The sequence below is a fragment of the Trueperella sp. HMSC08H06 genome (assembly GCF_001808465.1).
GTDB classification, from domain to species: Bacteria; Actinomycetota; Actinomycetes; order Actinomycetales; family Actinomycetaceae; genus Trueperella; species Trueperella bernardiae.
In genome coordinates, this window is sequence record NZ_KV793364.1 from 1 (window position 1) to 7,674 (window position 7,674).

A 7,674-nucleotide genomic window follows, 5' to 3' on the forward strand; every position below is an offset into this window, starting at 1 on the left:
AATACGGTGTTGTATCCACCGAGCGGGTCATACACTCGGTTCACACGCTTCTTACCGTCAATGGCGATGTGGGCGAGCAGTTCTGAAACCTCTTGCGGGGTGTAATACTCGCCCCCGGATTTACCGGCGTTGGAGGCGTACATCTGCATGAGGAACTCATAAGCGTCGCCGAACAGGTCAATGGAGTTGTCTGCGTACTCACCGCCGAGAGGGAGATCCCCAATCGCGTTTAACAGCTTCACGAGTTTTGCGTTTCGCTGCGCAACGGTGTTGCCAAGGCGTGAGTGGTTGACCTCGAAGTCGTCAAACAGACCTTTGATGTCGTGTTCGCTTCGGGCCCCCACCGCAGAAGCTTCGATGTCTCGGAACACCGCCTCGAGAGTTTCGTTGAGGTTCGGGTCGTTTTCTGCTCGCTTCCTGACGTTTTCGAACAGTTCGGACGGCAAGATGAAAAAGCCCTTGTCGTTGACGATGCTCGGACGGGCGAACTCTGCGTCTTCGTCAGAGAGCTTTGCGTAATCAAAGTTCGGATCGCCGGCTTCGCGCTCACCCTTGTTGATGAACGCGGTGAGGTTTTCCGAGATGAAACGATAAAACAGTGCGCCGAGCACATAGGATTTGAAGTCCCAGCCGTCAACTGATCCGCGTAGATCGTTCGCGACCTGCCAGATGGTTTTGTGGAGCGCGGCACGCTGCTGCTCTTTGTTCATCCGTGAAACTCCTTGTCACAGTGCTTGGCTGCGGAGGTTGTTCCGCGCCTTATGGTTCCGAACCGGGAACCATAGAACTCACAGTAGCCCGCAGCACTGACATTCGTACAGATCCACGCCGCCCCGCGGTCTACTCTGAAATGCGGTAGGCCTTGGTATAGCAATTGCTTCTGTAGCTGTTTTGTCGCTCGTCGATGTGGCTTGTCATCAAGCCTCACCATGTGCGACTAACTCTTTATGGGCAGAATAAGCGCCAAGACTACGCCAGGATTCGTGGGCCGCTTGATCCATTTGTTGAGGTGTTCAACCTCAACCCTTAGGGATGGCGAGGAAGCCACGTTCTAGCTACTGGAGACTCCATTCCAGTCATCAGGGAAACCCATCTCGTCGATTTTCCGTAGTTCCAGGGGCTCATATTCCTCCGCAATCAGTCTATGAGTTTTTTACCCAGGTGGATCCCGGAGAGACGCTCCGAGGCATGAATGCTATGGCAGTGAGAGCGCCGAAGAGCCGTTCACTTTGCCCCTTCGGGAGACAAGACAGTTCTTGTATCGTTCGGAAAGCATTCGTCGCTGCCGGGGTGAAGTGGCGGTTCCATACGCGGCCGTGATGTGCACCTGTGTTTCGCAGAACGGTGAGTTGTTCGCACCATCGAGCGAGGGGATCTTGGTTGTAGTAGCTCTTCTTCTGCTTAGAGTTCAATCGATCGACGTCGCCAAAGAAACCGAAACTGTGTGCAATACTCCGCTGATCATCAAGAGTGAGGCCATCAAAGAGGATGGAAATATCGGAAAAATCAAGGACATCAGCAAGAACCCAGAATGGGTAATCCCCGTAGTTGACACTGTAGTGAGCCACAGCGCGGTTACGTTTTCGCTCGCGATCCACACGCTTCTCAGCAGTCTCTAGCCAGTCTTGATGCCGGAAATCCTCACGAAAGATACCTGGATCTTTGTAAGATAAGGCTCCTTTCGCGACGAGTAGTTCGCCGATCCGTGCACGTAGCGCAACCTCAATCCGCTCAATCCCATCGTAAATAAGTGTGCGCATTTTACGGTCGAATTCGTAGAGAGCGACTATTTCTTCGAACTTCGTGCCTCGCACAAAGCTGTCGGCGCGTTGCGGCTGTTTGGGGTCTTCAGGCTCTGGGAGAATCCGGTAGGCGTACCAATACCCGGACAGCCTGTAGTAAGAGACGCTAGACAGCCACTGCCTTGCTAGGGATTCGTTGAGCTCCATCCCTCGTGAGCGCATGAGGGCAATCTGCACTTCAACCGTGGTGGGATTTTTGATCTTCTTCATCGGGTTTTCATGCCTCGAAAGAAATCCAGCCCGTCTCCAACCTGATGGTCGAAGCGGGCTGAACGATTACCTAAATAATGCCACGGCCCCAGCGCGCTGGGTGGCCTCATTTGGCTACAGGAGCATGACGGCTAGATCGAGAAAAACAAAGACCGGCCCTGGGCTCCCACCAAAATGGGTAGCGGTACCGGTCATGTTGGTATTCAGGCTAGGCGATGACACCTAGCTGTGCAACGGTGAGGGCTCGACAAGCCACTCGATAATGTTTTTGTGTTGGATCCCGTCGCGGCTCATGTCGAACTGGTCCATGCTCAGCACGGTTTTCGGGAAGTTGTCGGTAACCCCGCGAAAGGCACCGAACTCGCGGTCGACGGTGTTTTGGCTGCCGAGCAGGTAACTCACCTGGAAGTACTCAGTGTCGGAACCTTTGCGGGCGATGAAGTCAATCTCGCGCGCGCCGGCTCTTCCGACACTTACCTCGTACCCGCGCGCAAGCAGCTCCACGCACACGATGTTTTCGAGGGTCAGCTCAATGTCGGCCTGGTTCGAAAGGCCGAGCGTTTCACGAAAACCGTGATCCACCGCATAGTACTTCTCAGTTGCCCGAAGCCTCGCCTTCCCCGCAATGTCAAAGCGCGGAACCCGATAAATCAAGAAAGCGTTCACGCAAAACTCAAGGTAGTTCAACACGGTATCAACCGAAACGGTGCGCCCCTCGCTTTTGAAAAAACGCACCAGTGACTGCGCCGAGAAGGTTTTTCCAATATTTGCGAAGCAGTAACCGACGATGCGGTGAAAAATGTCGACGTCGCGGATCTGGTGATACTCAATCACGTCTTTGAGCACAACCGAGTTGTACACCGAGTCAAGGTAGTCGAGCGAGGGTTCCCGGTCGAGGTTGAAGTATTTCAACGCCGGGAAACCGCCGAACTGCACAAAGTGCTGGAAGCGTTCGCTCAGTGTGCGGTCGCTTTGGCGGTGCAGCTCGACAAATTCCGCAAACGAAAACGGTTGGATCAAGAACTCAACGTAGCGACCGGCAAGATGTGTGGCGAGATCACCGGAAAGCATGCGCGAATTCGACCCGGTGACATAGATATCTGCGTCATAGTCGACGCGGATCGCGTTGATGGCTTTCTCCCAGTCGGCGACCTGCTGAATTTCGTCAAAGAAGAAATACGCGCGGGTGTTTTTGTTGAGGTTTTCGGCTTCGATGCGCCGTAGCAGCGCCGCTGCGTCTGTGATGTGAAGCCCGTCAGCGGACTCAAAATTCATCGCAAACACTTGTGGATCAGCGCTGCCCGCGCGAATCACTTCTTGCAGCTGCTGCAGAATCGTAGATTTGCCGCAGCGACGCACACCGGTGAGCACCTTCACGAGGGGTTTGTCGATAAAGGGCTGGATCCGCGAAAAGTATCTCGGGCGTTCAATGATTCTGTCCACCACAAACCTCCCTGTTTTGTCGAGTATAGTCGACAAGCTGCTACTTTGCGGAGGTTTTGTCGATCATAGTCGACAAGAATCGCGCTGGCTCGGGCACAAAACAGCGCACCGCGGGAAGGTTGCCGGCGTGTGCCAGCGTCCAACCCGCGGTGCGCTATTCGGACGGTGCGGCCCGAATCGAGCCGCTGAGCCCTCGAGCCGTTAAGCCCTTGAGCCTAGAAGTCCCAGTCGTCGTCGGTGGTGTCTTCGCCCTTACCGATGATGTAGCTCGATCCTGATCCACTGAAGAAGTCGTGGTTTTCGTTGCTGCCAGGTGACAGCGCCGCGAGAATCTCAGGGTTCACTTCGGTCTCTTCAGCGGTAAACCGCGACGGGTAACCGAGGTTCATCAGCGCCTTGTTCGCGTTGTAACGCACGAACACGGCAACGTCGTCCATCAGGCCGAGCGGCTCGTACAGCTCACCCGAGTACTGCAGCTCAAGCTCGTAGAGCTCTTCCAGCAGGTCGAAGGTGAACTTGCGCATCTCTTCCTGACGCTCTTTGCTCTGCGTCTCGAGTCCGCGCTGGTACTTGTAACCCGAGTAGTAACCATGCACTGCCTTGTCACGCAGAATCAGGCGGATCATGTCTGCGGTGTTCGTCAGCGTCGCGTGCACCGAGAAGTGCAGCGGCAGGTAGAACCCTGCGTACAGCAGCAGCGACGACAGCAGCGTCGAAGACACTTTACGCTTGAGCGGATCATCGCCGTAGTAGTGGTGCAGCACCTTCTTGCAGCGTTCCTGCAGCAGATCGTTGGCAACTGCCCAGCGGTAGGCGTCGTCGATTTCCGGGGTGCTCGTCAGCGTTGAGAACACCGAGGAGTACGAGCGGGCGTGCACCGACTGCATGAACGCAATGTTGGTGTAGACGGCCTCTTCGTGTTCGGTGCGGGAGTCTTGGATCTGCACGATCTCACCGACAGTTGCCTGCACGGTGTCGAGCATGGTCAGACCGGTGAAGACGCGCATCGTGAGGGTGCGCTCTTCCTGGGTCATTTTCTGCCACGCGGGGATGTCGTTTGACAGCGGCACCTTCTCTGGCAGCCAGAAGTTCGCGGTCAGACGGTTCCACACCTCGAGGTCTTTGTCGTCGGTGACGCGGTTCCAGTTAATGGGGCGCAGCCGCGCTGCCGGGTCGTGGCGGTACGACGGCGGGGTGACCGAGATCTCTTGCAGCGGGCGGTCGGTGTTCAACGGATCAGTCATAGTTCAATAAAGCTCTTTCACTAGTGGTGTCTGGTGGTCAGTGCGCGGAGTGCGCGGACGGCGCGCGGTGCGCCCGCGCGCGCAGCACGGGCGCACACGCGGGCGCGAACGCGACTACAGCGCGCAGGAAACGCAGCCTTCGATCTCGGTTCCCTCGAGCGCGGGCTGGCGCAGGCGGATGTAGTACAGCGTCTTGATGCCCTTGCGCCACGCGTAGATCTGCGCGCGGTTGATGTCGCGAGTGGTCGCCTCGTCTTTAAAGAACAGCGTGAGCGACAGACCCTGATCCACGTGCTTGGTCGCAGCAGCGTAGGTGTCGATGATCTTCTCGGCGCCGATTTCGTAGGCGTCTTCGAAGAACTCGAGGTTGTCGTTTGTCATGTGCGGAGCCGGGTAGTACACGCGGCCGAGCTTGCCCTCTTTACGAATCTCAATCTTCGAGGCGATCGGGTGGATCGAAGCCGTCGAGTTGTTCACGTAGCTAATCGACCCGGTCGGTGGCACCGCCTGCAGGTACGCGTTGTAGATACCGTGTTCGCGGATCGACTCGCGCAGCTGTTCCCAGTCCGCAACCGTCGGCAGCGCAACTCCAGCCTCGGCGAAGAGCTCACGCACCCGCGCGGTTTCTGGCACCCACTCCTCGGCCGTGTAACGGTCGAAGTAGCTGCCGTCAGCGTAGTCGCTCTTCTCGAAGCCCGCGAAGGTCGCACCGCGGTCAATCGCCAGCTGGTTCGAAGCGCGCAGCGCGTGGTAGGTCACCGTGCGGAAGTACGCGTCGGTGAAGTCAATTCCCTCTTCGCTGCCGTAGTGGATGCGCTGCGAAGCGAGGTAGCCGTGCAGGTTCATCTGGCCGAGGCCGATGGCGTGTGACGCACGGTTACCCTCGGCAATTGACGGCACCGCCTGAATGTCGGTCTGATCCGACACACTCGTCAGCGCCCGCACCGCAATCTCAACGGTTGCGCCGAAGTCCGGGCTGGCCATTGCCTGCGCAATGTTCAGCGAGCCGAGGTTGCACGAAATGTCGTGACCGATCGTCTCGTACCCGATTGCGGCGTCGTACTCAGAGGCGGTGTTCACCTGCAGAATCTCCGAGCACAGGTTCGACATGTTGATGTGCCCCTCGAGCGGGTTCGCACGGTTCACAGTGTCTTCGAACAGCACGTACGGGTAGCCCGACTCGAACTGCAGCTCAGCGAGGGTCTTGAAGAACTCGCGCGCGCTGATCGTGGTCTTGCGGATCCGCGGGTTCGCGACGAACTCGTCGTAGCGCTCGGTGATTGACTGATCCGAAAGCGGAATACCGGTTTCGCGAAGCACATCGTAGGGGCTAAACAGGTGCATATCTTTGTTCTGCTTAGCCAGTTCGAAGGTCACATCCGGAATCACAACCCCAACCGACAGGGTCTTAATGCGGATCTTCTCGTCAGCGTTTTCACGCTTCGTGTCGAGGAACCGCATAATGTCGGGGTGGTGCGCGTGCAGGTACGCAGCGCCTGCGCCCTGGCGAGCGCCGAGCTGGTTCGCGTAGCTGAAGCTGTCTTCGAGGATCTTCATCACGGGAACAACACCGGAAGCCTGGTTCTCGACCTGCTTAATCGGGGCACCCGCCTCGCGGAGGTTTGACAGCAGCAGCGCCACACCGCCGCCGCGCTTGGACAGCTGCAGCGCAGAGTTAACGCTGCGGCCAATCGATTCGAGATTGTCTTCAACGCGCAGCAGGAAGCACGACACGAGCTCGCCGCGCTGTTTCTTACCCGCGTTCAAGAACGTCGGAGTTGCCGGCTGGAAACGGCCCGAGAGGATCTCGGTGACCGTCTTCGAAGCCAGTTCCTCGTCACCCTGACCGAGGAACAGCGCCGTGGCAACAACTCGCTGCTCGAAGTTTTCGAGGAAGAGGCTGCCGTCGAAGGTTTTCAGCGCGTAGGAGGTGAAGAACTTAAACGCACCGAGGAAGGTCTGGAACTTGTGCCCGAAAGCGTCGGCCTGTTCGTGGAGGCGCTCGACGAAGTCCTTGTCGTAGGCGCGCAGGTATTCGGCTTCGTAGTACTCGTTTTCGATCAGCCACTCCAGGCGTTCCCACACCGAAGCGAACTGCTTCGTGTTCGGGATGACCTGCTGGTTCAGGTAGGCCTCCGCCGCTTCGTGATCCTTGTCAAACTGGATCGACCCGTCCGCCGCAAACAGGTTCAGCTGGGCGTTGAGCGCGTGGTAGTCCTTCCGCTCGCCGACCCCGCCAACCCGTGCAGTGTTGGGGGTGGTTGTTTCTGATGGTGTGGCGATCGTCATGCGACGTCCTCCTCATTTGCTTCTGCTTCTAATGTGTTCTGTCGTGCCCAAAATTCGTCTAAACCAGCCTTGACTCGAGCAACGTCGCGGTTGGTGCCAAGAAGTTCAAAGCGGTACAGCTCAGGAACTTTGCACTTGGCTGAGATGATCGGTCCTGCGATGCAGTAGTGCTCACCGAAGTTGGTGTTCCCCGCGGTAATCACGCCGCGGATCAGCGCGCGGTTTGCAGGATCGTTCAGGAACGTAATCACCTGCCGCGGCACCGCCCCGGCCTGCGCTCCGCCGCCGTAGGTCGGAACCACGAGCACGTAGGGCCTGGTCACTCGGATCATTCCCTCTGTGCGCGGTCGGAGTGGGATCCGCACCGCCGGGCGCTCGAGCTTCTCGACGAAGCGGAGGGTGTTCTCCGAAACGCTCGAGAAAAACACCAGGTCAGGTGAATCTTGCCCCTCGAGCACTCGCACCTCCGCGACGCTTCGTGTTCGGCCTTCCCTGCGTTCACTCATCAGCATGTTCTCCTCTCAGCATTTGCACCTCAGCAATCCCACCCCTACATCTAGTCCTGACCCACGTTGCGGGCACCACATATAGTGTTTAGCACGAATAATCTCACAAATCTACGACACGCCGAAGTGCAGACTACGTCATACCGAACCTGGAGTGCTCTAGGTTTTTAGGTCCAGGTG

The 7,674-nt window shown here is 57.5% G+C and carries 6 protein-coding genes; all 6 read right to left on the reverse strand.

The features are described from left to right. The coding region (locus HMPREF3174_RS06530) for a type I restriction-modification system subunit M (RefSeq protein ID WP_070448270.1) at positions 1–710 on the reverse strand (710 nt) is incomplete at its 3' end. Between the two features lie 432 nt (positions 711–1,142). Next, complete coding sequence (locus HMPREF3174_RS06535; RefSeq protein WP_070445891.1) at positions 1,143–2,012, reverse strand: Abi family protein; 870 nt, start codon at positions 2,010–2,012, stop codon at positions 1,143–1,145. A gap of 222 nt (positions 2,013–2,234) precedes the next feature. Then, positions 2,235–3,455 (reverse strand): ATP-binding protein, encoded by a 1,221-nt coding sequence (locus HMPREF3174_RS06540; protein ID WP_070448271.1) that lies wholly within the window; start codon positions 3,453–3,455, stop codon positions 2,235–2,237. Positions 3,456–3,670: 215 nt separating this feature from the next. Then, positions 3,671–4,699 carry a class 1b ribonucleoside-diphosphate reductase subunit beta gene (gene nrdF, locus HMPREF3174_RS06545; protein WP_016664111.1) on the reverse strand — a complete coding sequence of 343 codons (1,029 nt, stop codon included), beginning with the start codon at positions 4,697–4,699 and terminating at the stop codon, positions 3,671–3,673. 114 nt (positions 4,700–4,813) lie between these two features. Next, the gene (gene nrdE / locus HMPREF3174_RS06550; protein WP_016664110.1) at positions 4,814–6,988 is read right to left on the reverse strand and encodes a class 1b ribonucleoside-diphosphate reductase subunit alpha; all 2,175 of its coding nucleotides are present in this window, start codon (positions 6,986–6,988) and stop codon (positions 4,814–4,816) included. Further along, complete coding sequence (gene nrdI, locus HMPREF3174_RS06555; RefSeq protein WP_016664109.1) at positions 6,985–7,494, reverse strand: class Ib ribonucleoside-diphosphate reductase assembly flavoprotein NrdI; 510 nt, start codon at positions 7,492–7,494, stop codon at positions 6,985–6,987. Before nrdI ends, nrdE begins: the two co-directional genes overlap by 4 nt. Between the last annotated feature and the right edge of the window lie 180 nt (positions 7,495–7,674).

Bases quoted from the DNA above. Each gene is read 5' to 3' on its own strand.
- nrdI (WP_016664109.1), bottom strand. From the start codon at position 7,494: ATGAGTGAACGCAGGGAAGGCCGAACACGAAGCGTCGCGGAGGTGCGA.
- nrdF (WP_016664111.1), bottom strand. From the start codon at position 4,699: ATGACTGATCCGTTGAACACCGACCGCCCGCTGCAAGAGATCTCGGTC.
- HMPREF3174_RS06535 (WP_070445891.1), bottom strand. From the start codon at position 2,012: ATGAAGAAGATCAAAAATCCCACCACGGTTGAAGTGCAGATTGCCCTC.
- nrdE (WP_016664110.1), bottom strand. From the start codon at position 6,988: ATGACGATCGCCACACCATCAGAAACAACCACCCCCAACACTGCACGG.